General features: G+C 40.5%; 30 protein-coding genes. 13 read left to right on the forward strand and 17 right to left on the reverse strand.

The genetic code is table 11. The features are described 5' to 3' along the window. Positions 1–17: 17 nt before the first annotated feature. Positions 18–1,577 (forward strand): RagB/SusD family nutrient uptake outer membrane protein, encoded by a 1,560-nt coding sequence (locus BLU33_RS08010; RefSeq protein ID WP_091371104.1) that lies wholly within the window; start codon positions 18–20, stop codon positions 1,575–1,577. Between the two features lie 134 nt (positions 1,578–1,711). Beyond that, positions 1,712–1,894, forward strand: coding sequence for a hypothetical protein (locus tag BLU33_RS08015; RefSeq protein ID WP_091371106.1), 183 nt, complete (start codon positions 1,712–1,714; stop codon positions 1,892–1,894). Positions 1,895–1,960: 66 nt separating this feature from the next. Here the strand turns inward: BLU33_RS08015 and BLU33_RS08020 are convergent, their stop codons facing one another. Both BLU33_RS08020 and BLU33_RS08025 read right to left on the reverse strand, forming a co-directional pair. After that, a complete protein-coding gene (locus BLU33_RS08020) occupies positions 1,961–2,530 on the reverse strand; it encodes an NADPH-dependent FMN reductase (protein ID WP_091371108.1) in 570 nt (189 codons plus the stop codon). A gap of 137 nt (positions 2,531–2,667) precedes the next feature. Further along, entirely contained in the window at positions 2,668–3,120 is a 453-nt protein-coding gene (locus tag BLU33_RS08025; protein ID WP_232009421.1) for a winged helix-turn-helix transcriptional regulator, read from the reverse strand. A gap of 44 nt (positions 3,121–3,164) precedes the next feature. On the opposite strand from BLU33_RS08025, the gene BLU33_RS08030 reads away from it, so the two are divergent. Both BLU33_RS08030 and BLU33_RS08035 read left to right on the forward strand, forming a co-directional pair. Continuing rightward, positions 3,165–3,767, forward strand: a complete 603-nt coding sequence (locus BLU33_RS08030; protein ID WP_091371110.1) for a TetR/AcrR family transcriptional regulator — start codon at positions 3,165–3,167, stop codon at positions 3,765–3,767. A gap of 95 nt (positions 3,768–3,862) precedes the next feature. Next, positions 3,863–4,606 carry an SDR family oxidoreductase gene (locus BLU33_RS08035; protein WP_091380342.1) on the forward strand — a complete coding sequence of 248 codons (744 nt, stop codon included), beginning with the start codon at positions 3,863–3,865 and terminating at the stop codon, positions 4,604–4,606. A 183-nt stretch (positions 4,607–4,789) separates the two neighbouring features. Here BLU33_RS08035 and fabF read toward each other — a convergent pair whose 3' ends face one another. The 7 genes from fabF to BLU33_RS08070 all read right to left on the reverse strand — a co-directional run bounded on the left by fabF (position 4,790) and on the right by BLU33_RS08070 (position 10,854). Next, positions 4,790–6,034, reverse strand: coding sequence for a beta-ketoacyl-ACP synthase II (gene fabF, locus BLU33_RS08040; RefSeq protein ID WP_091371111.1), 1,245 nt, complete (start codon positions 6,032–6,034; stop codon positions 4,790–4,792). Between the two features lie 94 nt (positions 6,035–6,128). Further along, positions 6,129–6,554: a secondary thiamine-phosphate synthase enzyme YjbQ gene (locus BLU33_RS08045; protein ID WP_091371113.1), complete on the reverse strand. Its 426-nt coding sequence runs from the start codon at positions 6,552–6,554 to the stop codon at positions 6,129–6,131. Positions 6,555–6,687: 133 nt separating this feature from the next. Beyond that, positions 6,688–7,944, reverse strand: a complete 1,257-nt coding sequence (locus BLU33_RS08050) for an aspartate kinase (protein ID WP_091371115.1) — start codon at positions 7,942–7,944, stop codon at positions 6,688–6,690. Beyond that, on the reverse strand, positions 7,944–8,783 hold the full coding sequence (locus tag BLU33_RS08055; RefSeq protein ID WP_091371117.1) for a DUF3298 and DUF4163 domain-containing protein: 840 nt from the start codon (positions 8,781–8,783) through the stop codon (positions 7,944–7,946). Before BLU33_RS08055 ends, BLU33_RS08050 begins: the two co-directional genes overlap by 1 nt. Positions 8,784–8,786: 3 nt before the next feature. Further along, a complete protein-coding gene (locus tag BLU33_RS08060; RefSeq protein ID WP_091371119.1) occupies positions 8,787–9,596 on the reverse strand; it encodes an RsiV family protein in 810 nt (269 codons plus the stop codon). Beyond that, a complete protein-coding gene (locus BLU33_RS08065; RefSeq protein ID WP_091371121.1) occupies positions 9,596–10,063 on the reverse strand; it encodes a GNAT family N-acetyltransferase in 468 nt (155 codons plus the stop codon). Before BLU33_RS08065 ends, BLU33_RS08060 begins: the two co-directional genes overlap by 1 nt. A 101-nt stretch (positions 10,064–10,164) precedes the next feature. Further along, positions 10,165–10,854 (reverse strand): YggS family pyridoxal phosphate-dependent enzyme, encoded by a 690-nt coding sequence (locus BLU33_RS08070; RefSeq protein ID WP_091371123.1) that lies wholly within the window; start codon positions 10,852–10,854, stop codon positions 10,165–10,167. A 40-nt stretch (positions 10,855–10,894) separates the two neighbouring features. Between BLU33_RS08070 and BLU33_RS08075 the strand changes: the two genes are divergently transcribed. The 3 genes from BLU33_RS08075 to BLU33_RS08085 are packed head-to-tail and all read left to right on the forward strand — an operon-like array spanning position 10,895 to position 14,897. Continuing rightward, a complete protein-coding gene (locus tag BLU33_RS08075) occupies positions 10,895–11,440 on the forward strand; it encodes a DUF4296 domain-containing protein (RefSeq protein WP_091371126.1) in 546 nt (181 codons plus the stop codon). After that, positions 11,421–13,781, forward strand: coding sequence for an endonuclease MutS2 (locus tag BLU33_RS08080; protein WP_091371129.1), 2,361 nt, complete (start codon positions 11,421–11,423; stop codon positions 13,779–13,781). Before BLU33_RS08075 ends, BLU33_RS08080 begins: the two co-directional genes overlap by 20 nt. 36 nt (positions 13,782–13,817) lie before the next feature. Next, a complete protein-coding gene (locus BLU33_RS08085; RefSeq protein ID WP_091371131.1) occupies positions 13,818–14,897 on the forward strand; it encodes an SGNH/GDSL hydrolase family protein in 1,080 nt (359 codons plus the stop codon). 120 nt (positions 14,898–15,017) lie between these two features. Here BLU33_RS08085 and BLU33_RS08090 read toward each other — a convergent pair whose 3' ends face one another. Next, the gene (locus tag BLU33_RS08090) at positions 15,018–15,581 is read right to left on the reverse strand and encodes a hypothetical protein (protein ID WP_091371133.1); all 564 of its coding nucleotides are present in this window, start codon (positions 15,579–15,581) and stop codon (positions 15,018–15,020) included. A gap of 168 nt (positions 15,582–15,749) precedes the next feature. On the opposite strand from BLU33_RS08090, the gene BLU33_RS08095 reads away from it, so the two are divergent. Both BLU33_RS08095 and BLU33_RS08100 read left to right on the forward strand, forming a co-directional pair. Further along, positions 15,750–16,451 carry a CoA transferase subunit A gene (locus BLU33_RS08095; RefSeq protein WP_091371136.1) on the forward strand — a complete coding sequence of 234 codons (702 nt, stop codon included), beginning with the start codon at positions 15,750–15,752 and terminating at the stop codon, positions 16,449–16,451. Positions 16,452–16,559: 108 nt separating this feature from the next. Further along, positions 16,560–17,219 carry a 3-oxoacid CoA-transferase subunit B gene (locus tag BLU33_RS08100; protein ID WP_091371138.1) on the forward strand — a complete coding sequence of 220 codons (660 nt, stop codon included), beginning with the start codon at positions 16,560–16,562 and terminating at the stop codon, positions 17,217–17,219. Between the two features lie 157 nt (positions 17,220–17,376). On the opposite strand, the gene BLU33_RS08105 is transcribed toward BLU33_RS08100, so the two are convergent. From BLU33_RS08105 to BLU33_RS08120, 4 genes are all read right to left on the reverse strand, one after another. Beyond that, a complete protein-coding gene (locus BLU33_RS08105; RefSeq protein ID WP_091371141.1) occupies positions 17,377–18,018 on the reverse strand; it encodes a uridine kinase family protein in 642 nt (213 codons plus the stop codon). Further along, positions 18,011–18,985, reverse strand: coding sequence for a DPBB and LysM peptidoglycan-binding domain-containing protein (locus tag BLU33_RS08110; RefSeq protein ID WP_091371143.1), 975 nt, complete (start codon positions 18,983–18,985; stop codon positions 18,011–18,013). Before BLU33_RS08110 ends, BLU33_RS08105 begins: the two co-directional genes overlap by 8 nt. 21 nt (positions 18,986–19,006) lie before the next feature. Beyond that, positions 19,007–19,801: a DUF4905 domain-containing protein gene (locus BLU33_RS08115; protein WP_091371146.1), complete on the reverse strand. Its 795-nt coding sequence runs from the start codon at positions 19,799–19,801 to the stop codon at positions 19,007–19,009. Positions 19,802–19,925: 124 nt separating this feature from the next. After that, the gene (locus BLU33_RS08120; RefSeq protein WP_091371148.1) at positions 19,926–21,389 is read right to left on the reverse strand and encodes a serine hydrolase; all 1,464 of its coding nucleotides are present in this window, start codon (positions 21,387–21,389) and stop codon (positions 19,926–19,928) included. 137 nt (positions 21,390–21,526) lie between these two features. Here BLU33_RS08120 and BLU33_RS08125 point away from each other — a divergent pair, with 137 nt between their 5' ends. Beyond that, the gene (locus BLU33_RS08125; RefSeq protein WP_091371150.1) at positions 21,527–22,015 is read left to right on the forward strand and encodes a hypothetical protein; all 489 of its coding nucleotides are present in this window, start codon (positions 21,527–21,529) and stop codon (positions 22,013–22,015) included. Between the two features lie 62 nt (positions 22,016–22,077). Here the strand turns inward: BLU33_RS08125 and BLU33_RS08130 are convergent, their stop codons facing one another. Beyond that, on the reverse strand, positions 22,078–22,419 hold the full coding sequence (locus tag BLU33_RS08130; RefSeq protein ID WP_091371152.1) for a hypothetical protein: 342 nt from the start codon (positions 22,417–22,419) through the stop codon (positions 22,078–22,080). A gap of 208 nt (positions 22,420–22,627) precedes the next feature. On the opposite strand from BLU33_RS08130, the gene BLU33_RS08135 reads away from it, so the two are divergent. The 3 genes from BLU33_RS08135 (at position 22,628) to BLU33_RS08145 (ending at position 24,870) form a co-directional block, all read left to right on the forward strand. Further along, positions 22,628–23,224: an SGNH/GDSL hydrolase family protein gene (locus tag BLU33_RS08135; protein ID WP_091371155.1), complete on the forward strand. Its 597-nt coding sequence runs from the start codon at positions 22,628–22,630 to the stop codon at positions 23,222–23,224. Between the two features lie 64 nt (positions 23,225–23,288). Further along, a complete protein-coding gene (locus tag BLU33_RS08140) occupies positions 23,289–24,017 on the forward strand; it encodes an esterase family protein (RefSeq protein ID WP_172829229.1) in 729 nt (242 codons plus the stop codon). A gap of 211 nt (positions 24,018–24,228) precedes the next feature. Further along, positions 24,229–24,870, forward strand: a complete 642-nt coding sequence (locus BLU33_RS08145) for an HAD family hydrolase (RefSeq protein WP_091371160.1) — start codon at positions 24,229–24,231, stop codon at positions 24,868–24,870. Between the two features lie 153 nt (positions 24,871–25,023). Here the strand turns inward: BLU33_RS08145 and BLU33_RS08150 are convergent, their stop codons facing one another. Both BLU33_RS08150 and BLU33_RS08155 read right to left on the reverse strand, forming a co-directional pair. Beyond that, entirely contained in the window at positions 25,024–25,788 is a 765-nt protein-coding gene (locus tag BLU33_RS08150; RefSeq protein ID WP_091371162.1) for a 3-keto-disaccharide hydrolase, read from the reverse strand. A gap of 30 nt (positions 25,789–25,818) precedes the next feature. Then, positions 25,819–26,691, reverse strand: coding sequence for a sugar phosphate isomerase/epimerase family protein (locus BLU33_RS08155; RefSeq protein WP_232009422.1), 873 nt, complete (start codon positions 26,689–26,691; stop codon positions 25,819–25,821). Positions 26,692–26,696 lie beyond the last annotated feature (5 nt).

The following is a 26,696-nucleotide window of genomic DNA, read 5'->3' on the forward strand; positions in this document are numbered from 1 at the left end:
ATTAATATTTCATTCAAATGAAAAATATATATAGTAAAGGAATAGCAGCTTTAATAGCACTGTCATTTATAACAGCAAGCTGTAAAAAGAGTAGTTTGGATACAGTAAATCCAAATGCTCAAACCACTCAAACATTTTGGAAAACATCAAGTGATGCGGTAGCAGGTATTAACGCCGTTTACGGAAGTTTAATAATCGATGGATCATACATGCGCTTTTCGCCCGTGATAGAAAACACACGTGGGGACGATGTAACCAGTAATAGTCCCTGGGATCAGATCTATAACTGCGGAAAGTTTAACTTAGCGTCCAGCGGTTTTACATCGTCTATTGCATGGACAGCATATTACCAGGGTATTTTACGTGCCAATGAGGTTATCGCCTATGTGCCCGCCATCTCAATGGATGCTGATCTTAAAAACCGCGTATTAGGGCAGGCATACTTTTTAAGGGCTCTGTATTACTTCCACTTAACAGATTTTTATAAGAACATACCAATGCCGCTTGCTCCACCTGCATCAACAACTGATTACCTGCAAAAACAGGTAGCGCAGGCTGATGTTTGGCAACAGGTAATAAGCGACTTTAAACAGGCTGCAAATTTACTGCCGGTGAGTTATGCTACATTAACTACTGTTGATAATCAGGTGGGCAGAGCAACAAAAGGTGCAGCAATGGCCTACTTAGGTAAAACCTATTTGTTTACAAAGGATTACACCGATGCTGCCACTCAATTTAAAGCAGTAATGAACCTTGGTGTTTATAGTTTGATGCCGAATTATTATGACAACTTTTTTTTAAATGCAGAGAACAATGCCGAATCGGTATTTGAAGTTCAATTTTCACGTGATGCCGGGGGAACTGACCTTGGTTGGGGTGGTGAGCCGGAATCAGGCTGGGGCCGTACATCAGCACGTGCGGTAACCTTCGGTGCTGCAAGTTTTGGTTTTGGCGATGTGCAGCCATCACAGGCACTTTATAATGATTATATGCAGGAGCCAACAGCAGCAGGTGGTGTTGATCCACGCCTTGATGTAAGTATGTTCTATAATAAACCGGGTGAAACTTTGTATGGAGTAAGTTTTCAGGTTGCCTATGCAAACAGCTCGTCATTAAACCAGTTGTGGTGCCATAAATATGAAAATAGCGAAGATGGTTTTGCAAATGAGTACGACTGGCGTTCAGGTATTAATGAGCGTTTAATGCGTTACTCAGATGTATTGCTGATGTATGCTGAATGTTTAAACGAATTAGGTAGCACCAGTGATGCATATCCATATATCCAGCAGGTGCGCAGCCGTGTAGGATTGGCTGATCTGGCAACTGTTAAACCAGGCTTGACACAGGCGGAAATGCGCGATCAGATAGCACACGAAAGGTTCCTTGAATTTTCACTGGAAGGTCACCGTTTTGATGATATTTTACGCTGGGGATGGTTACAGGATCCTGTCAAGCTTGCATTCCTGAAATCAAGGGACCCTGAGTTTAACACTTATACTCCTGGACGTGAATATCTGCCAATACCATTAAATGATATTGAAACCAATCCTAATTTAAAACAGAACGCAAGTTATTAATATAGTTTAGGTAGTTAATTTAATGTAGCTGCACCTTGTTAAGGGGTGCAGCTTTTTTTGTGGATAATAATAGTTTATGCTATCCCGGTACAATTCTTGCACCACAATGATTGTAAATTAAAACATATTGTATTATGAAAAATCAGGAAGGTTTTAAAAACAACAACAATGGGCAAGGGCAGCCAAAATCCGATCGTGCCTTTACTAACCAGAATGAAAGGTTAAAGGAAAAGGGAATTAGTAATTCCGGCGGACAACGGTCTGATCAAACATCCAACAAATACAGTGCTCATAAACCTGAGCATAAAAAAGGCTAATAACAATAAAGGCTCTGGTATTATACCAGAGCCTTTATTGTTAATTGTTATTGATTACTTTTTAAATTATATATCTTCTTTTATAGCTTTTAAGCCTTTTGTCCAGCGTACAAGTTCTTTCAGCATTAAAGCTGCTGAGTTGATAAGCAGTTCATTAGGTACAAACTCATCATCTTCATTCAAAAACTGGTTGTAAGCTGGTATAGTTACCGACTCAGCCAAACCAATAATTTTTAATGAAAGCAGGTCGGGTTTCAGGTTTGATATTGCCCTTACACCGGCAAATGGCCCTATTGAATAACTTACAATACCGGCTGGTTTGTAGGCCCATTCATGTACCAGGTATTCCAAAGCATTTTTAAGCGGCGCAGGGTAGCTGTAATCGTATTCGGCGGTTACAAAAATAAAGGCATCTGCTTCTTCAATTTTAGCGCTCCATTGCTTGGTATATTCATGCTCATATTGTTTAAGGCGCGGGTGTACGGGTTCGTTCATCAATGGCAGGTTTATTTCGCCCAGATCTAAAAGTTCTACTTCAAAACCATGTTTTTGTGCTACATCGGCTATCCATTTGGCTATCACAGGGCCTTTTCTGCCTGGTCTTATTGTTGATGAAATTACTTTTACTTTATACATTGTTATAAATATTTTTCTGTTGGATTATTAGGCTGCAAATTTCACAATATTTTGCCTTGTATGTTGTAACATATAATAATATGATACAAGTTTTACAAAATAAAACTTACGCTGATTATTAATATTAGAGAGGATAATTATTGTGCTTTGCTTGTTTCTACAATATGTTTGCGGTGCTGTATACCCCAAAGTCTTAATTCATTCATAATGCTGCCCAGGCTGGCGCTATAAGGTGTAAGCTCATAGGTTACGGTAACCGGCGTAGTATTGAAAACTTTTCGCTCAACAAAACCATTTAGTTCAAGCTCTTTTAGTTCTTTTGATAATACTTTTGGTGTAATGGTTTGCAGGTCGCGCTGTATTTCCTTGAATCGTTTTGCTCCATCAACCAAAGCCACAATTATTAATAGTTTCCATTTACCATTCAAAGCGTAAAGCGCATCTTTTATAGCATTTATACTTGCAGCGCAGGCTTCTTTGTTGGGTGGGCGGTTAATGGTATCTGTAAGCATCTTGATGATATCTAAAAGTATAGTAGTATCTTTTGGATAGCAAAGGTAACCTATTAGTATCAAAATACGAAATTGCATGTGGATCAGTATTGATAGTATAATACCATTTGGTATATTTGTATATGGAAAACAAACTGTCAAAAGCCGACCGTACACGCCAGTTCATTATTGAAACTACTGCCGGTATTTTTAATATGAAAGGTTATGCGGGTACTTCCATGTCTGACATTACCGAGGCTACCGGATTAACAAAAGGCAGCATATACGGTAACTTTGGCAATAAGGAAGATGTGGCACTGGCTGTGTTTGATCATAATTATAGTAAGGTTAGTCAGGTTATACAGCAACGTATACAACAGGCAACCACCTACCATGACAAGCTAATGGTTTATGCCCAGGTATATGACCAGTTTACACGAGGTTCGTTTCCTGTTGGTGGCTGCCCTGTGCTTAATACAGCTATTGAGGCTGATGACACCAATAGCCTGCTAAAAGACCGCGCGGCAAAGGCCGTATTAAAATGGAAAAAAACTATACAGGATCTTATACAAGGTGGTGTTGCTGCAGGCGAGTTTAAAGAAGGCCTTGATCATACACAGATAGCCTTATCAATAATTGCTTTGATAGAAGGCGCTATAATGATAGCTAAAGTAACGAACAGCCAAAGCAATATGGATAAAATAATGCAGACTGTTGAGCTATTGATCAACCAGATGAAAGCATAAAAAATTTGACATAAAATATACCAATTGGTATATTTTATGATGTAATATTGTGCATTATTTCAAACATATCAACAACAATATTAAAAACCAATAAAATGAATATTTCAAATAAAACAGTACTAATAACCGGCGGAGGTTCTGGCATCGGTTTCCAGATCGCTAAGCTATTAACTGAAAAAGGCAACAAAGTAATCATCACCGGCAGGAGCGAAGCAAGGCTTAAAAATGCAGCCGCTAAGTTGAACAATGTGGGTATTTTTGCCTGTGACATTACTAAAGAGGAAGATGTAAACAAACTGGTAAATTTTTTAGCCATCAATTATCCGGGTTTAGATGTATTGATAAATAATGCGGGTCAGGCATCAGTATATCAGCTATTGCCTGGTGCAATAGCCTATGCAAATGCAAGCGCCGAAATATTGACGAATTACCTTGCTGTACTTCGTTTAACAGATCATTTACTGCCTGTACTTGAAAAACAAAAGGAAGCCGCTATTGTAAACGTAACTTCCGTTTTAGCTATAGCGCCATCATACGATGTGCCTACCTATTCGGCAAGTAAAGCGGCTTTGCATTCCTATACACAGGCTTTACGCTTCTCATTGGCAAAAACAACCGCTATAAAGGTATTTGAATTGATGCCGCCATTAGTTGATACCGAGTTTTCACAGGATATCGGCGGCAGTAACGGCATCCCGCCACAACAGGTGGCTGAAGAACTGGTACATGCTTTTGAAAATGATATTGAAGAGATCCATGTAGGGTTTACTGCCCAGTTTTATGATGCGTATTTAAAATCGCCTAAGGATGCGTTTTTGATGCTGAATTCAAGGAGGTAATTACTCTTATTATAATAAATTGTCATTCTGAACGATAGCGAAGAATCTTAGCACGCGTTTATACATGGTGGTAAGTTTCTTCGCTATCGCTCAGAATGACAATTGGGTTTAGTGACAGGGGCATAAACAAAAATAGCGATGGGTTTCAAACCCATCGCTATTTTTTATGATTGAAAATTTAACTTATATCTTCTTAAACACCACAATACCATTATGCCCACCGAAACCAAATGTGTTGCTCATGGCTACATTCACTTTATGTTCAATAGCTTTACCGCGAACAATGTTCAAGTTGGCTGGTACTGCGGGGTCTAATGTTTCTGTATTGATGGTTGGCGGCAATACCTGGTCTTTTATGGCCATTAAGCAAATGATAGCCTCAATTGCTCCGGCAGCACCTAACAGGTGACCGGTCATTGATTTGGTGGCGCCTATTTTCATGGTTAACTTTTCATCACCGGTTAACGCATGTACTGCTTTAAGCTCTGATAGGTCGCCGACAGGGGTAGAGGTAGCGTGCATATTCAGGTAATCAACCTGGTTTATGGTTATGCCGGCCTCGTTTAAAGCCAGTTCCATCGCCTTTGCCGCGCCTTTTCCTTCGGGGTGCGTTGAGGTCATGTGATAAGCATCGGCCGTCATGGATGCGCCGGTTACCTCTGCATATATTTTAGCACCCCTTTTTACCGCGTGCTCATATTCTTCCAGCACTAAGGCGCCAGATCCTTCACCCATAACAAAACCATCCCGGTACACATCAAATGGCCTTGAGGCACGTTGCGGATCATCATTACGGGCCGACATGGCCTTCATAGCACTAAAACCACCTATTGAAGCTGGGGTAATGGTAGCTTCGGAGCCACCTGATATAATAATTTTTGCCTTACCTAAACGAATGTAATTATAAGCATCCATTATAGCTGTATTTGAGGTTGCGCAGGCAGACACTGCAGTGTAATTGATGCCCATATACCCGTTACGGATAGAGATCATGCCTGAAGCCATATTGGTTAGAAATTTAGGCACGAAGAAAGGGCTGTAGCGTGGTTGCCCATTGCCACGGGCATACTCACTCACCTGCTCTTCAAAAGTTTCCATACCTCCCTGGCCCGATCCCCATATCACACCCACATCAAACGGGTCCATTTTTTCAAAGTCGAAACCTGAATCTTTTATTGCCTCGTCAGATGCGACGATTGCATATTGTGTAAAAGAATCTGTCCTTTTAACATCAGCCCTGTCTAAAAAATCAGCAGGATTAAAACCCTTTACCTCGCAGGCAAATTGCGTGCGAAATAAGGAAGCATCAAATTTTGTGATGATGGCCGCGCCGCTTTTGCCGGCTACAGCATTTTGCCAAAATGATTTTATATCGTTTCCCAGTGGTGTTACAGCACCCAGGCCGGTTACAACAACTCTCTTAAGCATATAAAGTTATGTTATAAATAGTTTTCAAAATTAAACTAAAATATACCAAGTGGTATTATTTAATTTACCTGCAAATGTAAATTAATATTAATAATTATGCCTCTCCCCAGGCGGTAATTACAAGATTTCTTTGTCCGCCATAATTCCGGTGCTCACATAGGTAAATACCCTGCCATGTGCCTAAAGCCGGACGTCCGTTGCGGATAGGTATAGTTACCGAACTGCCCAGCATAGCGGCTTTAAGGTGTGCTGGCATGTCATCTGAACCTTCATCATCATGCTGATAATCCGGGTCATTTTCGGGTACGGCCTTGTTAAAATACATCTCAAAATCCTTCCTTACGGTAGGGTCGGTGTTTTCATTTATGGTTAATGAAGCTGAGGTATGCTGAATAAAAACCTGCATAATACCCGTTTTTAACTCACTGACCTGCGGTAACGCGTTTACAACCTCAGTTGTTATGAGATGGAAACCGCGTTTGCGCTCACGAAGTTGAATGGTTTGCTGGTAGATTTTCATTATTAATTAACGTTTACATAAATGAAAAGTTCAAATAAGGGGTGTCATGCTGAGCGCTAGTCGAAGCATGTGCGTATAGGCCCGCCCACATGCTTCGACTAGCGCTCAGCATGACACCTTCTTCCTTTCCTTTTTACCTCACCACCACCTGTGCCGTATTCCTGCTTACTTGTTCAAGCAATACCGTTTTGCCAACTGTTAATTCTTTTAACGATGCTGGTGTATAATGCCTGGTGGTTATCAGCATTAAACCGCTGTTATATTTTGCTTTAAAACCTTCGCTCAGGCTTTGTAGTAATTGTTTAAAGCGATCTTCATCATGATCAAAACAAACAGAAAAGCTTAGGGCTGACGTTTGCATCACGTTCACTTTAATATGGCTCTGTGCAAACAGGCGGAAGATCTCGCTTAAATGATCTTCTGAGATAAACGAATAATCCTTTGCTGATAACGACAGCAATACCTGGCTTTGTTTGATGATGATCACCGGTTTTGCAAAATTATTATGCCCATCCTCCTTAATTACCGTACCCGCTGCAGACGGATCATTAAAGGGCTTCACCAACAAAGGTATTTTAGCGTTTTGCAGCGGTTTTATAGTTTTTGGGTGGATGACAGTTGCCCCGTAATAGGTCATCTCGATAGCATCGGTGTAGGATAGCTCATCAAACTTAATGGTATCCTCAAAATACTTAGGGTCGGCGTTAAGTATGCCGGGTACATCCTTCCAGGTAGTAACCGATTCTGCATTTAAGCAGGACGCTAATATAGATGCGGTATAATCAGAGCCCTCGCGACCAAGCGTAGTAGTGAAATTCTCGGATGTGCCACCTAAAAAGCCTTGTGTTACCACTATACTTTTCTCTAACAAAGCGGGGATATGATGCAGGATGCTTTCCTTGGTTTTATGCCATTGCACCACACCTTCACGATACGTATTATCGGTATGGATATATCCACGCACATCCAGCCACTGACTTTTTAAGTTTATTTTATTGAGATAGGCATTTACTATACGGGTAGAAACCAGTTCACCAACAGATACGATCTGATCATAAATAAAATCATAATCATCATGCGGCTCATCCTCCAGCATCCAATCTATCTCTACAAAAGTGTTTGCCACTTCATCAAAAACAGGGTCGGTGCTATCAAAAAGTTCAAACAGTATGTTATAGTGATATTGCTTTATCTCCTCGTAAATTTCATTTACATCATCAGCCTGGTTAAAATAGGCTTTGGTCAATTTTTCGAGGGCGTTGGTTGTTTTACCCATGGCCGAAACTACAATGAGCAACTGATTACCGGTATACTTATTAACTACTTTACCCAGATTTATTATACCCTCGGCATTCTTTACTGATGCCCCTCCGAATTTAAAAACAAGCATTATTTATTATATTGATTTATGACCGTGTTGGGTCGAAGTAATTTTTTTATTGCTGCATATGGAATTAACAAATCTGTTGTTCCCTCGGCATATGATTTAATTTCGTAACTGTTGTAAAAGAAACTAATGCCTTTGGGTGTGATTTGAAAATTATTATTCAAAGCGAACGTGTTGTTTTCGAAATTGTAATCTGCTAAAGACTGATCCTTACCGAGGTTCTCATCTTTTCGAAAGATCTGTTCAGCGATATTGGTAAGCGGGCTTTCGTAATCATTTACCAGCAGATCATCCAGGGAAATTGTTTTGTCAGCCTTTATATTCCAGTTTAAATATTCATCGTTATGATTAGGATGTGCCCCCCCCGAATCATCTTGCGAAAAATCAAGCATAATTAAACTGGAATCTTGTACAATCACATCAACATTAAGCTCATAGGTAGCAGGCAATTGATCTACCGTACTGGTATCACTTTTATTATTATAAGATTGAGCTATTTTTTTCAAACTCTTATCAAAGTTTTTAAGATCAAGCTTTCTTTCACAATATGGTGATAAGTAATCGATGATTTTTCGTTTTATAGCATTATTTAAAGGCTCATTACCTTTAAAATCAGGATAATTAACGGTGATGAAACCGCATCCATTTGGGTTTTTACAATTACTCGTTTCACCGTGCATGCCTTTATTTATGTAGGCGATGGTATCTTTTACTTTTGCAGCTGCATTAGGGGTTATGTTCCTTTTACCAGCGACTACTATTGCTGCTTCAGCTTTTTGTTGTGCGAAGGAAACTAATATTAAAACCAGGAATGCAATTAATTTAATACTGGCTTTCTGCATTATTTATTTAATATATTGTGATATTACCGTATGTGGCAATAATAGTAATTTAATTTTACCATAGGGGACAAGCAAAACCGTTTGCCCGGCCGAATATGGTTTTATCTCATACTGGTTATACAAAAACCTTAGCCCTAATGGTGTTATTGAAAAGTTGTTATTGAGTGCAAATAGATTATCCTTAAAAAAATAATCCTGCGCTAATGAGGCATCCATACTCAATTTTTCATCATGCCTGAAAATGGTATCCGCTACCGCATTCAGCTTATCTTTATAATCCTTAACAAGAATGTCGTTTAGCGTGATGCTTTTGTTGGCCTTGGTATCCCAGTTTAAAAATTCGGTTACCGTAGCTCCATGTGCGCCACCTTGAAACATATAGCCGCCGATTTCTAAAGTAGTAAGGCTTGAATCCTGCCTCAGCACTTTTGCGCTGCTGTTGATGGTGAAGATCTTACCTTTAACTGATGGATCATTTTTATTTTGGTCGTACACGCTCACAAATTCACGTGCATACTTTTGCAGGTCGGTGTCAGCTTCCATGGTTGAATCAACCCAGAATAAATTAAATAGCCTGTTTTTAACACTATCATTCAATAAAGTTTTGTTGTTGAAAGCAGGGAACTTTACAACAGCTACGGTACAGCCGCTATCAGGTTTAGCGCCGCAATCAGATGCCCGTTGTTTTACGGTTTGATAAACATAAGCAAGCGTATCCTTGTTGATTCCATTGGGCGAATTGTTTGGCTTACCCCAGTTGCAGGCATTCATCAGCAAAACGACGAACAAAAAAGGCAGATATTGTAATTTCATTATAAGTAGTTTAGTAACTGTTCCTTTGATAAAGCTGCGTTAAGCCAGCCCGATTCGATATTAGCCCCGTATTTATTGTAGAATTTAATAGCAGGTTCATTCCAGTCGAGCACCTGCCAAACCATCCCGCTAAAACCCATATCCATGGTCTCTTTTATTACCTGGTCGAACAGTAATTTACCCACACCTTTACCGCGATAGCTCTCCGTTACCAACAGGTCTTCTAAATACAAACGGCAGCCTTTCCATGTTGAATAACGCACGTAATACAACGCAAAGCCAACAATAATATGATTATCTTCGACAACAAAAGCCTTCCAAACCGGATTTTTGCCAAAACCGGCATCCTCAAATTCTTCAAGTGTTACGGTAACTTCTTCCGGTAATTTTTCAAAAAGCGCGAGCTCGTTTATAAGCTCCATTAAACGCGGGCAATCTTCTTTTTTGGCTGTTCTTATTTTAGTCATTGGTCAATAGTCATTAGTTGTTTTGTTAAAGTATAGTCTTATGGCTGAGCTAATAGTTTATGGAGGTAGGTCCCAATGACTAATGACTCAATGACCAATGACTAATTATTCTTCCAATGTTTAACTACCCGGTTGCCAAATATAGTACTGCCTAAGCGTACCATATTGCTACCCTGTTCAATCGCGATCTTATAGTCGGACGACATGCCCATTGATAGCACATTAAAGGTTTTATCCTTACGGAAAAAGCTCGCCTTAATGCCATCGTAAAAAGTTTTTAGCTCGTAGTATTCGTCTTTAACCTGTTTTTCGCTGTCGGTATTGGTGGCAATACCCATTAGTCCGCGTATTTTAATGTTCTTTAGTTCGGCAAAATCATCCGAGCGTAACAGTTCTATCGCTTCATCAAAGCCCAAACCAAATTTGGTTTCCTCATCGGCAATATATATCTGTAACAGGCAATCAATAATGCGGTCATGTTTTAAAGCATGCTTATTGATTTCCTGCAAAAGCTTCAGACTATCAACAGATTGTATCATGCTGATGAACGGCGCGATGTATTTAACCTTATTGCTTTGTAAGTGGCCAATCAGGTGCCATTGAATATCCTGTGGCAGTTTTTCGTATTTATCAACCAGTTCCTGTACCTGGTTTTCGCCAAAAATACGCTGACCAGCGTCGTATGCTTGTTGTATATCTTCGGGCGGTTTTGTTTTTGATACCGCTAATAATATTACATGTAAACTATCCGTTTCCTTTTTTAGGCTGATGATGTTATCGGCAATGCTCATTTATCCGTATTTTTGCTGAATTAAACCGCTAAATTACAGAATGCGTAAATATATAACCTTGTTTTTTTTAGTATTGCTTTTTTTATCTGCCTGCAGCAATGGTACACCTGATGGTATTATTGATAAAGATAATATGATAGCCTTGTTAACTGATGTGCATATAGTTGACGGCACTTTGATCACCGTGTCCCAAACGCCTGATACTTTATATAAGTATGGCAGGGGCAAATATCAGGCTGTATTTGCAAAGCATCATACCGATTCAGCACAATTCAGAAAGAGCTTCATATATTACGCAAGTAACAAACCAGTGGAGCTTGCTGATATGTATGATAAGGTTTTAGAGAACCTGCGGGTAAAAACCGATTCAATAACCAAACTATCAATAAAACAAAATACGGTAAATAGCAAAAAAACACTTGTTCCAGGCACTCCGGGTGCTGGTGCTATGCCAGCTATGCAGGCTCCTGTCACGCCTGTTCAGCATAATAATGTAAACCCAAGAGCAAGGTTTGAGAAAATGCAGGCCCACAGAGATTCATTAATAAGAAAACAGAGAAATAAGAATGCTTCACCCGCAAAGTAGTGTTGATAAACTGGGATTTACCGAGGTAAAGGAACTGATAAAAAATCATTGCCTGAGCGTGATGGGTCAGCAAATGGTGGATAAGATACAGGTGATGAACAATTATGACCTGATCCGTAAATTTTTAAGCCAGGCAAATGAGTTTAAAAATATATTAGTTAATGATGCCCCACTGCCTATCCAGAATTTTTTTGATATAAAATCACTAGCCAATAAGGCACGTGTTGAAGGTGTTTTTTTAAGCGAGGAAGAGTTTTACCAGGTACAGGCGTCATTGAATACCGTTTTTTCGGTGATAGGTTATTTTAATGACCGTGAAGGTCAATATCCCAACCTGGAAGCTTTATTTGAGCATTTGCCTATTGAGAAGGCTATCATTAAAAAAATAGATCTTGTAATTGATGCCAAAGGAAAGATAAGGCCTAATGCTTCGCGTGAGCTGATTGATATCACCTCAGGTATTTCAAAAGCTGAACAGGAAGCCCGCAGAAAGATAGACCAGATATTTAAGAACGCGTCTTCAAGCGGTTGGACGGCTGATGGCTCATTAACCGTGCGCGATGGCCGCCTGTGCATACCGTTACTGGCTGAAAATAAACGTAAGCTCAAGGGCTTTATCCATGATGAGTCGGCCTCGGGGCAAACCGTTTATATGGAGCCCGAAGAAGTATTTACCTTGAATAATAAGATCCGCGACCTGGAATTTGAGCGCCGACGCGAGATTATCAAGATATTAACCGGCTTAACTGATGAATTAAGGCCGTATATCCCGCTTTTATTATCCTATCATGGTTTATTAACCAAGCTGGACTTTGTGCGGGCTAAAGCGCTCTTTGCTATTGATGTTGAAGGTGAAATGCCCGATGTGGTTAATAAACCCGGACTGAAACTGGTAAACGCGCGCCACCCGTTGCTGTTCCTCAATTTTAAAAAAGAGCATAGAACCGTTGTGCCGCTTAATGTGCAGATAGATGAGGGTACCCGTATAGTAGTGGTTTCAGGGCCGAATGCCGGTGGAAAATCGGTGTGTATGAAAACGGTTGGCTTGCTGCAAATGATGCTGCAGGCTGGCTTATTGATACCTGCATCCGAAGCCAGTACAATGGGGGTATTTGCTTCGTTTTTTGTGGATATAGGCGATGATCAGTCGATAGAAAGTGATTTAAGTACTTATAGCGCGCACCTCTCGAAAATGAAGGAATTTGTGGAGCAGGCCAACGCAAAATCAATGATATTGATTGATGAATTTGGTACTGGTACCGATCCTCAATTTGGTGGCCCGATTGCCGAGGCTGTGTTGGAATCGCTTAACCATAAAAAGGTTAAGGGCATGGTGACCACGCACTATTCCAACCTTAAAATATTTGCGAGCAATACCGAGGGGTTGGAAAATGCCTCCATGCTATTTAATAACGTGGAGATGAAGCCGCTGTATATATTGGAAGTTGGTAAACCCGGCAGTTCGTACGCTTTTGAGATCGCCCAAAAAATAGGGTTGCCGCTGAATGTACTTAACCTGGCAAAAAGTAAGGTAAGTGCGGGACAAAAAAGAGTGGATACTTTGCTGGTTGATCTTGAGCGGGAAAAGAAGGAAATAAACGATACCCGTATAAAGCTGGAGCGCCAGCAAAGGCAGGTTAATGCCTTACTAGCGGAAAATGAGCAGCTGAAAAGCTATCTGGAAGAAAATAAAAAAACATTGATCCGTGATGCTAAGCAGGAAGCAAAAAATATCATCCTGAATGCAAATAAACTGGTAGAGAACACGATATCTGAAATAAAAAGCAGTAATGCCGATAAGGAAAAAACCCGCGACCTGCGCGAAAATCTGAACCGTGAGCTGCAAAAGAATACGATTAAGCCAGAAGTTAAAAAGCCCGCAGTTAATGATGATGAATTAAAAGCGGGCGACTGGGTAAAACTAAATGACTCTGAAACTACAGGGCAGGTGATAGAGATTGCCAGGGATAATGTGATCATTGCCATTGGCGAATTGCGCACTGTGGCTAAGAAGAGCAAAGTGCAAAAAGTATCCCGTAAGGAAGTGCCCAAGGAGATAAGGAAAAGTTATAATTCGCATAGCAGTGATATGGCAAGCTTTAGTCCGGAGATTGATGTACGCGGCATGCGTACCGAAGATGCCTTAGGTAATATTGAACGCTTGCTTGACCGCGCCCTGATGATGGGTTTTGGCAACTTGAAGATCATCCACGGTAAAGGCGATGGTATACTCCGAAAAATGATAAGGCAATACCTTAAAAAATATGACCAGGTTGACCGTATGGAAGATGAACATGCCGACCGTGGTGGAGATGGGATTACTTATGTATATTTGAAATAGGCCTCAATCAACCTTATAACCACTAACCATAAACCAATGAATTATAAGCACCTTATCTTATGTATCACGCTGGCAGTAGCTGGTTTTAGTTGTAGCGCTCAAATTACTGTTAAGGCTAATGATCCGCATATACAATATATGGGTAGGGTTGATCTGCAGGATACTGCCGCTGTATTGTCGTGGTCGGGTACTACGGTTAAAATAAATTTTGAGGGTACCGGCATCAATTATAAAATGCGTGATGAGCGGGGCGACAATTTTTATAATATATTGCTTGACGGAAAAATAATCAAGAAAGAACAGGTAACTACCGATGGCAAATTTGAGCATGAAATTACCGGACTAAATGCAGGCAAGCATACCTTAGAATTATTTAAACGTACCGAATGGGCGATGGGCAAGACCTGGTTTTATGGTTTTACTATTGATAAAGGGGGTAAGGTTTTACCTGCTACGCCTGCACATAAACATAAAATTGAATATTTCGGTGATTCTATCAGCTGTGGCTATGCGGCAGAGGATAGCACCGGGCAAGATAGGGGCACCGCACCTTATGAGGATGGCTACATCAGCTATGCGACATTAACCGCAAGGCATTTTAACGCTGACTTTCACAATACATCAAAGAGCGGTATCGGGATCACGGTTAGCTGGTTTCCGCTGATTATGCCTGAAATGTATGACCGGCTTGATGCCACCGATTCAACCAGTAAATGGAATTTCTCCAAATATACTCCGGATCTGGTGGTGATTAACCTTTTTCAAAATGATTCATGGATAGTTGAAAAGCCGAACAATCCGCAATTCAAAGCCCGTTTCGGAACTACAAAGCCGAAGCCCGAGTTCATTATTAATGCATATCGTAATTTTGTAGCTACTGTCAGGAGTAAATACCCAAAGGCACATATCATTTGTATACTGGGTAGTATGGATGCCACTCAAACCGGTTCACCATGGCCGGGCTATATTCAAAAAGCGGTTGATGGCCTCAACGACAAAAATATTTATACTCATTTCATCCTTTACAAAAATACACCGGGCCATCCCAATGTTAAGGAACAACAGGCTATGGCCGATGATCTGGAAGCTTTTGTTGCAAAGAATATGAATTGGTAATCTATAAATAAATGTCATGCTGAACTTGTTTCAGCATCTCATAAGCTAAGTAGCAAATATTAGTCACTTGTCCTGTGAGGTGCTGAAACAAGTTCAGCATGACATAGGTAAATATCTTCTCTACGTTTCAATATGGTCTTTATCATCATCTTCTCCAACCTTTTGCTGTTCGGGTAATTCATTAGGCCCTGGTATATTGGGTTCGCTGGTGCCATCATAATCATCAGTGCCTTCGCTATATTCTTCCTGCGGATGGGGACGATCATTTTCGCCATTGCCGCGTTCCCGTTTTTCGGGTTTAGGTTCATTGGCTGATGCATACGGCCGTGCTTTACTATAATCAGGCGATCCATCCTGGTTTTTAGCTGTAAAGTTTGAATCTTCCGGATGTTCTTCCGATGGTTCGGTACGTGCAAAATAGGCATTGGTATATCCCGCGTTCTGCGATGGGTTGTTTTTATCATCGCCGGCAGGTGTAAGGTTTTCTTGTCCGAATTTTTGTCCGCCTGCACCTTTACCTTCTGTTGGGTTTGCATGCTGGTCTCCCTTGCCGAATAAGTAATGTTTCTTCAGCTGTTTTTCCTCAATGGTGTGGCTATCATTAACACGGTAGGCATTCGGTTGTATTTTTGTTAACGGCTGATCGTCCCGGTCATTCGTTAAATGGTCATCAGTAAATATCATTGACTTTTTATTGTTTGATGTATTAATACTAATGCTTCAAACTTTTAATTGTTTGGTTTTTTGTAGATATGAACGGTTTGACGATATAGACTTACGATTTTTTTAAACTTCGTAAGTCTCGCTATTCGATGAATAAAAAACTTAATTTTACCTTACCAATTATAGAACATGAATAAAGTAGTTAATGGGGCCGATGAGGCCATCCATGATATTAAAGACGGCATGACCCTAATGCTTGGCGGTTTCGGATTATGTGGGCTGCCTGAAAATTGTATTGCCGCACTGGTTAAAAAAGGGGTGAAAGACCTTACCTGTATCTCCAACAATGCCGGGGTCGACGATTTTGGTATCGGCCTAATGCTTAAACAGCGGCAGGTTAAAAAGATGGTGTCATCCTATGTTGGCGAAAATGCTGAATTTGAACGCCAGCTGCTAAGTGGCGAACTGGAGGTTGAATTGATCCCGCAAGGCACATTAGCCACTCGTTGTATGGCGGCGGGGTATGGAATGCCCGCAATATTTACTCCGGCAGGTATTGGCACAGAGATCGCCGATGGTAAAGAAATACGAAACTTTAATGGCAAGGATTATTTAATGGAGATGGCTTTTGATGCCGATTTTTCCATTGTAAAAGCCTGGAAGGGCGATACCATGGGTAATCTTGTGTATCGCAGCACGGCACGTAACTTTAATCCTGTTATGGCCATGGCCGGTAAGGTAACTATTGCCGAGGTTGAAGAACTGGTTGAACCAGGCGAGCTTGACCCTGACCATATTCATACGCCCGGGATTTACGTGCACAGGATCTTTCAGGGGAAGGATTATGAGAAAAGGATTGAGCAAAGAACGGTAAGAAAGAAGGAAGACTAATAAAACATGTCATTGCGAGCGATAGCGCGGCAACCTCGTCGCTTGCATATTAAACGCGACGAGGTTGCTTCGTCGTTCCTCCTCGCAATGACAATAATTTTTTAAATTATGTTAGACAAACAAGGCATAGCTAAACGCATAGCAAAAGAAATAAAGGACGGTTACTATGTTAACCTGGGCATTGGCATACCAACGCTGGTGGCTAATTATATCCCCGAAACCATGGATGTAGTGTTACAATCAGAAAACGGCTTGCTCGGTATGGGGTCCTTCCCGTTTGAAGGTGACGAAGATGCCGATACCATTAACGCTGGCAAGCAAACCATCACCATGCTGCCGGGTTCAGCCATATTTGATTCGGCGATGAGTTTTGGGATGATACGGGCTAAGAAAGTTAATTTAACCATACTGGGTGCTATGGAAGTATCCGAAAATGGGGATATAGCCAACTGGAAGATCCCTGGCAAAATGGTTAAAGGTATGGGCGGCGCTATGGATCTGGTGGCATCCGCAGAAAACATTATTGTAGCCATGCAGCATGTAAACAAAGCAGGTGAATCAAAGCTGTTGCCTCAATGTACACTGCCATTAACGGGCATCAATTGCGTTAAAAAGATAGTGACTGAACTGGCGGTACTTGATATATTACCCAATGGCGGCGGTTTTAAGCTGATAGAGCGCGCGCCGGGAATAAGTGTGGAGGATATTATTAAGGCTACAGCAGGGAAATTGGTTGTGGAGGGTGAAATTCCTGAAATGGTAATTTGATATTCACCGCGCGTCATTGCTGTAACGAAGCAATCCCAACAAATCATTTTACATGTGTGGGTGTCATGCTGAGCGCTAGTCGAAGCATGTGGGTAAAGGCCTCTGCGCTCATACTTCGACTAGCGCTCAGTATGACGGCCTTTTCTCGACATTACAATTAAGCATCTCCTAATACTTTTTCCCTCAACTGATGCGAAATATTCTCCGTAATACAAATAATATCATCGGCAACGTGGGTGTTGTTGGTGATAATCTGGTCGCATTCATCTTTGTAGGGTAATAGGAACTCTTTATAGGCCGGTACAACGTGGTTTATCCATTTGTATATTACATCATCATGCGAGTAGCCGCGTTCCATCAGATCGCGTTTTAGGCGGCGCTGGAGGGCTATGTCATCATCAGCCTCAATAAAGATCTTCAGATCCAGTGATTCTGCTATTTTTCTGAAATGCAGGATAAACAAACCCTCTACAATTAAAATAGGAGCGGGCTTTATCTCCAGCATTTTAGGGATGGCACTGGGATTATTGAAAGTATATTCCTTTTTTACTATAGTTTGCCAGTTAAGCAGGCTGTTTATATCATCTTCAAAATGCTGATGATCGATCGTATCCGGCAGGTCAAAATTAAATAGTTTGTTTTCCTCTGCGGTCATATCAGGTGGTACCGGGAAATAATAATCATCCTGCGATACCAAACATACCTCGTTAGTACTAAAATGTTCAAGAAAACACTTTAAAAAAAAGGTTTTGCCAGAGCCGCTTCCCCCTGCAATACCGATTATAAAAGGTTTATTCATTCGGGCTGCCGTAGCTGATGTTTACATGAAAGCGTTTATCCAAAGCACCTAATGAATCGGCAACGTTTTTAGTTACCACGATGATCACATCTTTGGTTGATTCATTATCGGTAAACCTACCTACCACCTTGGCATAGGTAGTAAGGTTGGTCATGGGGTTGGTTATTTTTATAACTGTACCAATTGGTGCAGTACGGTGTAAAACAAGCTTTTTGTTAGGGTCAAGGTCAGTGCCATCAATATAAGTGGCTACGCCTTTTTCATCTTTCTCATATAAACCAAATTTGTTGGCATTAAAATGACTGGCATTGCTACTATCCGCTGGCATTATGGCCGTATTGTCCTGTTTGGCAACTACTGGCGGGGCAACTGGCGGTGGAGTGCCTGTACGTACCTTTAATATTTGTCCTGGTGCAAGTGTGCTTGATGTAAGGCCATTAAGGCTGGTAATATCTTCAACCGTAGTGCCAAAGCGTTTGGCAATAGAGTATAATGTTTCACCTGCCGATACCTTATAATCCTGTGTTAGGTTACTGTTATTAGCTGGCGGAGTTTGTTGTGCTTGTTGAACTTGTTGTTGTGGCTGCGGCTGTTGCTGAACCGGAGGGGCCTGTTGTTTAACTACCGGCGTAGCCTCTGTTTTAACCGGTGCGCTTTGCTGCGTAGCAGGGTGTAATTGCTGTTGCGGCGTATTGTATGACGATTCAAGGAAAGGCCTGTCGGTAGGTACCTTAATTACATTGCCAATAACCAATGCTGCATTGTTGTTGAATTGAATTATAGTTTTTGGACTTACTTTATAAAGGCGACCCAGTGAGTAATAGTTATCTTTTGGATCAAGTTTATGCAGGATCACTTTTTTGCCGTCTTTATTTTCAATACCAATAGAATCAACCAATGATTTAGCAAAAACTGAGGCGGATGTTGTAAATAATAATGCTGTAAATAATAAGATCTTAAATTTCATAATATGTTATAATACACTAATTTATAAGTTAACAATATTTAATACTGACTTATCTTTAATATAAATTAAACGGGTTTTATGCAATATAAACGCCTCTGGTTGTAATTTCTGTATACTGGTATTTAATAAATCGTCATAAACTTTATCAACACCATTAAATATATACAGATACTGTTTTAGCGTTTCAGCTTCCAAAGTGTGCAAAGATACAATTCTGAAATTATTGTATTCCAGATAATGAATACTATTTCCAAATGGTGAAAAAAGGATTAACTCCGGCGATAATAATGCAGGGTCAATCAATTGTGGTACCACTATACTGTTCTGTATCTCATGATTAACAGACGGATCATAAACCCGGTTTGTTGCACCGGTTCTTATATCTGCAATAAATAATTTTTTAGGCTGGATGTTGGTATTGTAAACCACTGGTCCATCGGCGCTTAAATGATCGAACGCATTAATGTAATTTTCCCACAAAGTTTCGCCGGTAATGGCATCAATGGCGATTATACCTTTATGCAAAGGCCCATTTTCCGATTGGTAATTGTGTAAGAGCAGTACCCCGTCATAGGCAGCCTCAATACCGGTTAACCAGCGCTCAGGAGTGGTGAGCTCTTTAAAGTTAGTGTGGCCCGTGTTTAAATTTATAGATGAAAAACTAACCTGTTTATCCTGCTCGTTGCGGGTTTCTATAAAAATGGTTTCGCTGAGCTCATCAATTTCAAGGCGCCAAATGGTACCGTTAAATTGCTGGCTGATGTAAGATTGGAGCATGGGCATAGTTTGCAAATATGGATAAAAATGTTTTGCCATAGTTGCAGATGTAATAAATGATATAAGACTTACGAAGTTTAACTCGTTGTTTGTTTTAATGGCCTCGTTGAGGGCTTCGCCGTTTTAAAACTTCGTAAGTCTGACAAAAGATGTCGGGCAAAATTTATTTCACAGGCAATGCTTCATTCGAATGGCCATTTTCATAAAAGATAACTTTAGTTACCTGCCCTTTATCATCTGTTATAAATTCAGCCTCGGCATTAAACTCTTTTACAAAAAACTTATTCTTAGTTTCCGGATAGACATTTAAGGGCCGCTGGTTACCCATCTGTATAGTCAACTGGCTGCCTTGTTTGGCTACTATGGCAACCTGTTTTGAAGAAATAGCGTATTTACCGGTATAGCTTTGTAAAATGGCATCATCAACCTTAATTACTTTGCGGGTTACTGATATATTTAAGCCTTTAAAACCATATACTTTGGCTACGCTATTTACAATGTCATTATTTATATTACCATTATCTGAGTTCACCATTACCACTACGCCGTTACCATCTTCAAAGCTTCCATAATAAGCGCATCTGAAGCCTTCATTTGCGCCGCTGTGCGAAAAATATTTGGTGCTATCCCTGTTTATCACGAAAGTGCCTAAAGCTGCCTCATTGTCGATATATGGCGTAAGCCTGAGCTGCGTCATTTGTTGGTTCAAAACCTTTGATGACTTTCCATGGTAGGCCAGTTGCGTTTCAATAATATATTTGGCAAGGTCGGTAGGGTTGGTCCATAAGCCGGCGGCGGCCTGCTCCGGATAGGTGTGGAATTTGCCTGGTATCTCTTTACCATCAGGCCGGTAGCCAGCAGCTAACAATGCCGGTTTTACATTAACAGGAGGTTGGGTGTACGTGCTGCTTGTCATCCCCAATGGTTTCAATACATTATCATACATGTATTTATCATATGATTCGTGGGTAATATCCATCACTATCATTTGTGAAATAGTGATACCACCACCCGAGTATTCCGACTTTAAACCCGGTGCATACATAGAGCGGATAGCCGGTGAATTTGCTGGTTTTGTTCCGTTAAGTATCTGTACTAAAGTAGGTAAAGTATCTGTTGCTGAATAGCCTCCAAACCCATGTACTGTTAAACCTGCGGTATGGCTCAATAGGTTGGCCACACTTATTTTTTTGTTTTTCGATAAGGAATCATACGGGAATTTCCAGGTAGTAAGGTAATTATTGATATCAGCATACAGATCTAATTTTTTATCCTGTACCAGTTTTAACACGCCTACCGCGTTCAATGACTTACTAATGGATGCTGCCTGGAAAAGTGTCTGAGCGGTTACCGGTATTTTAAGACTGTCATCGGCATAACCATAACCTTTTGCCCACTCTATTTTATAATTGTGTATTACGGCGATGCTTACCCCGTGTATATGGTTATCCTTCATATCCTGCTGAATACTGTATGGTGCATCGCCCTCAATTTGTATAGGTTTAAGTATATTGTTTTCAACCCGGCTAATTTTGTCTGCGATAGCAGGATCAACGGTTTGCGCACGGGTTTTAAATTGAAGAAATAGTAAAGATGCAAGTATGAGTGACAGGCGGATTGATCTCATTGGTTTATAGGTTTATATGATTATTTATAAATATAAACAGATAATGGGATATGCTAATTATTTTTTGCTAAAAAGCATCCAATAGAGCCATCGTGTTTATTTTGCCAGGCTTATTTATTATGTTTGGTTAAGCATATATGGATAGAGTTGCTACCTCAAAAGTTGGTTTGCAGTATTGGATAAGGATACCTGCACTAATAATTTCGATCGGTTATTTTGCATGGTTAATAATAGGGCGACGTGATAGTGGAGACAACCCTGAACTTGCATTTATTACTAACGGGTTGATGCTTTTTTCGCTATTTGTGATAGTGGTGGTTATAATTGTTTTAGGGTTTTTACTTAGTCCACAAAAAATCACCATATCCGGTTATGGCATATTAATGCATGGTAATATGATGAAGCGGCAATTAGTTATTACTAAAGGGGATGTGCAAAAAATATATGTTACGCGCACTAAAAAGTCGGCAAGAGTTTCAGCCAGTGACAGAACTCTTTGTATAGATCTTAAAAATGGTAAAGAGGTGGAAATAAGTGAAGCCAGTTACGAGAACTTTGAATCGCTAAAATATGCGATATATGAATATCTGGAATATATAAATGCGAACAGTGAAACAGCCTTGTAAGCATAGCCACAAAGCAGTTTCATTGTTAATAATTTATAAAATCATCTATTAATATGATTTGCTTATTTAAAAGCTGATACGTGGGTGGTCTTTATGCTGAGTATAAAAGATTTACCTACACTAATCTTAATATTTTTATCCTGCAACATGGCTTTGATGGTTTCATCAGACTTTAAGGCTTCGAAAAGGTCGCGGGCTACTGCTGAACCGCTGATATTGTTGGTTACCTTACCATTCTCCATGGTGATATTGAATGTATAACCCGATTTACCCCGGTCGCCGGCTGATTCAAAATCTGTTATATTTAATTTAAAGCTTTGATCTTCGTTAAAGCTTCTTTTCAGATGCAGGCGAATAACCGGGAGGTATTTTTTCCAGGTTTGTAAGTATTTTCTTTCTTCCATGTAGGGCGTAAAGGTATGATTTAAAATGAGAATAGGGGGGATATATACAGGTTAAAATGCCCAAAACGCATTTTCAATGTACAATACCGCAGCTAGTTGGCATGATATTTAACGGCAATTACACCTGTTTAATATATTAATTTCAATTTTTGGTGAAACATTAGGAAAAGAAATTTAATATTACCGGGAGTAAATTTTATAGTAATACATGTATTGGTACGAAGATGAGGTTAAACGCCTAGAGAATGATGGTTTAAAAAATGGATTTGGTGCCGATACCATTTTCTATGGCAGCTCAACCATGCGCTTGTGGACAAGCTTATATACAGATTTTGAGAGCCTTAAACCCGTTAATCTTGGTTTTGGCGGATCAACGCTAGCTGCCTGTGTATGGTTTTTTGAACGGATAATGACCAATTATCATCCCAAAAAACTGGTAGTTTACGCAGGCGATAATGATTTGGGCGATGGGCGGCATCCCGAAGAAGTGTTCATTTTTTTTCAGCAACTGGTGGTAAAGGTGAATAAGCAGTTTGGCGATATTCCCTGCTATTTTGTATCACTAAAGCCAAGCGTTAGTCGTTGGAACATGGTCGACCAGTTTAAATTCACCAATAATATAATTGAAACTGAAATTGTGAAGCACGATGGCAACTGGCATTTTATAGATGTTTTTAAGCAAATGATTGATGCCCAGGGACGCCCTAAAAAAGAATATTTTGTTAGTGACGGCCTGCATTTGAGCGAAAAGGGCTATCAGCTATGGAAAGAGGTAATAAATAGTTATATTGCAGGTAATGGTTAACTATTAATTTACCTTCAATTAATATTCAGTGATGATATTTCCTGCATGAATAAGCTATATCAAAATGAATAGGGAATATCACATATGGTATAGCAGCAGGCTGCAGCGCAACATGGAACTGCTGGTTTTTGGGCATGGTGGCAGGGCTGTATTAATGTTCCCGACCCGCATGGCCCGGTTTTATGATTATGAGAACTGGGGAATAGTAAATGCGTTGCGCGACAGAATCTGTAAGGGCGAACTCCAGTTGTTTTGTGTTGATAGTATTGATGCCGAAAGTTTTTACAACCAGTGGGTACACCCATCTGTACGTATTAACAGGTATATACAATATGAGCAGTATATTTTGCACGAAGTGCTCCCTTTTATGCGCTCTAAAAACGGTAATGATAATTTTGAAGTTGCCGGCTGTAGCATGGGTGCTTACCATGCTGTAAATATGGCCATGAAACACCCGTCATTGTTTAAAAAAGTAGTGGGGATGAGCGGCAGGTATGACCTGTCCAAACAGATGCAGGATTTCAGGGACCTGTTTGATGGCTACCATGATGAAAATATTTATTTTAACATGCCCCGGCAGTTTGTCCCTAATCTGCACGACTGCTGTAATTTGGATGCTATCCGCGATATGGAAATTGTACTGGCCATTGGCGAAACAGATCCATTTATAAGCGATAATAAAGATTTTAGTCACCTGCTTTGCGACAAGGGTATACCTAACCAATTGTATGTATGGGGTTGTTATGCGCATAGGCCAAAATATTGGCGGCACATGGTGCAGTTGTATCTGTAGTTTGTTGGAGACAACTCGAGCAAAAGGCGGAAAGTACGGGTGTCACCCTGAGCGATAGTCGAAGGGTAAACGCAGAGGCCTTTGCCCGCATACTTCGACTATCGCTCAGTATGACACCTTTTTTAATCTTCGAATACCGATAGGGACATCCCCAACAAAAGCCAAAAACCTATATGATTTATGAACAGGCATTTGTTTATTTGTAATACCTATGAAAATAAAAAACGTAATTTTCGATCTCGACGGCACTATTGCCGATACCTTGCCCTTATGCATCGCGGCCTTTAAAAAGAGTGTCGAGCCCTTGTTAAATAAGGAAATCAGCGAGCAGGAGATCATCGCAACTTTTGGCCCATCAGAAGAAGGTACTATCCGGAAACTTATCCCTGCACATGAAGAGGCCGGTGTAAAAGCTTACCTGCACCATTATGAGCAATTGCATTATACTTGTCCGGTTGCTTTTTCGGGAATAAGAGAGTTATTAGAGTTCTTAAAAACCAACGGTGTGCAACTGGCCATGGTTACCGGTAAGGGGATCCATAGTACACGCTTATCGTTAAAGCAATTTGACTTAGAGCAGTATTTTGCCATAATGGAAACAGGGTCACCAGAAAGGCCAAATAAGGTAAATGGTATACGTAATGTGTTAAGCCGGTTGAATGCGGATATAACCGAAAGTATTTATGTGGGCGATGCGCCAAGCGATATTATTTATTGCAAAGAGATAGGCATCCCAATAGCCGCTGCTGCATGGGCAAGCACAACCAATGCAGGGGAATTAGCAAAGCTAAACCCCGACTGGCTGTTTAATACGGTGGATGAGTTTAAAATATGGATAGCTGACTTTATATAATCAGGTTAATTTCCCCCGCCCATTCAAGCGTCCACGCTTGAATGATAAAGAACTCGAGCGTCCACGCTCGTTAGAACAATACATGAGCGTGGACGCTCACAAAAGTTTAAGTTCAAGCGTGGACGCTTGAACTGGCGGTACGGGTACGGCTTTCTAATTCGTCAACGTTTTGATCTTTATATTCCTAAAGTTTACTTCAAAGCCATGGTCCTGCAATAGGATATGGCCTTTGTCGGCTTCGCCAAAGTTTTTCCATACTTTGTATTTACTTACCTTAACCAGCTCACTGTAGGCGTCGGATTTTCGCACATATTCCAATACTTTTACACCATTCAGGTAATGTTCAACGCGGTTATCGGGGTAAACAATAATTTCGCCGCTGTTCCAGTCGCCTATTGGCCTTATAATGCTTGGTGGTTTGTTGGCAGTTATAAGATCATATAATGATGCCAGTGTGCGGTCACCATCGCGCCCCAGTTTAGCATCTGGGTGCACGGCATCATCCAGTATCTGGTATTCGAGGCCAATAGCAGAGCCGCCTGTATGTTCCTGCAGCGTTACAAAGTATTTAACCCCGCTGTTTGCACCTCTTGTCATCCTGAAATCGAACTTAAGATCAAAGGCGCTGTACTCCTTAACAGTTACAATATCGCCTACATTTTTTGCCTCTTCACCACCCGAATTCTGGATGGTCATTGTACCATCTTTTACTATCCAACCACCGGGTTTGGTAGGGAAAGTATCCATATTAGCGCCTATCCAGCCGTTTGATGTTTTGCCATCAAATAATAGTTGCCATCCTTCGCGCTTTTCCTCTTTTGTTAATTTATTATTGGCCTGCGCAAAGCTGGGCGTGGTATAAAACAAGCCAGAGCTTAGTAATAGTACCAGGGCCGTTTTACCAAATGTTGTTTTCATAAATAAATGTTTTAAGGTGGATATGTATTGCTATTTTTTTAAATTATTCAAATATTTTATGCTCTCAGGCACCTGTGTTAATGAATTACTGCTTTCATCCTCAATATAATAATGCTGAACGCCGGCCTTAATAGCGGCATGCATAACTTCAGCAATATTTATCTGCCCTGTACCTAGCACTACATCATTATCAGCAGAGGTGCCTCCTGTTGAATTACCTGGCACGCCCTTTTTCAAATCTTTGACATGGAGTGCCTTATACCTGCTACCATATTTATTAAGCAATCCGGCCGGATCCTGTCCCGGAAAAAATGCCCAGAGGATATCAAGCTCAAAGCTTACATATTTTGGATCAGTATTTTTAACCAGGTAATCATAAAGCGTACCATCCTGGTAAGGCACAAATTCAAAACCATGGTTATGGTAGATAAACTCAAGGCCGTATTTCTCTTTTAATATTTTGCCATATTTATTAAAGTCTTCCACTGCTTTTTGCGCGTTCTCTAAGGTGAAAGTACCTTTATGCGGTATGCCTGCGACCCTTACATAACTTGCTCCTAATGCTTTTGCATTTTTAGCTACTTCATCGGTTTTATTTATCAAATCATCATAGCTTACACCAAAGGATGAACAATGTATCCCCCGTTCATCCATCAGCTTGCGTATTTCGGCTGCTGTTTTCCCAAAAAGGCTCGAGAATTCTATGTCGGTAATGCCATTGCCCTTAACAATATCCAGCGTTCCCGGCATATCTTTTTGAAAGCTGTCGCGATAAGTATAAGATACAATACCCGGACTTTGCGGGAACAGCAGATCGCTACCCTGCGCGTAAACGTTTGTAATAATGCAAAACGCAATAAACAGGCAGCTGTAGAATTTATATCTGGCCATAAATATTTTCATGAGGT

The organism is Mucilaginibacter mallensis (assembly GCF_900105165.1).
Taxonomy (GTDB): Bacteria; Bacteroidota; Bacteroidia; order Sphingobacteriales; family Sphingobacteriaceae; genus Mucilaginibacter; species Mucilaginibacter mallensis.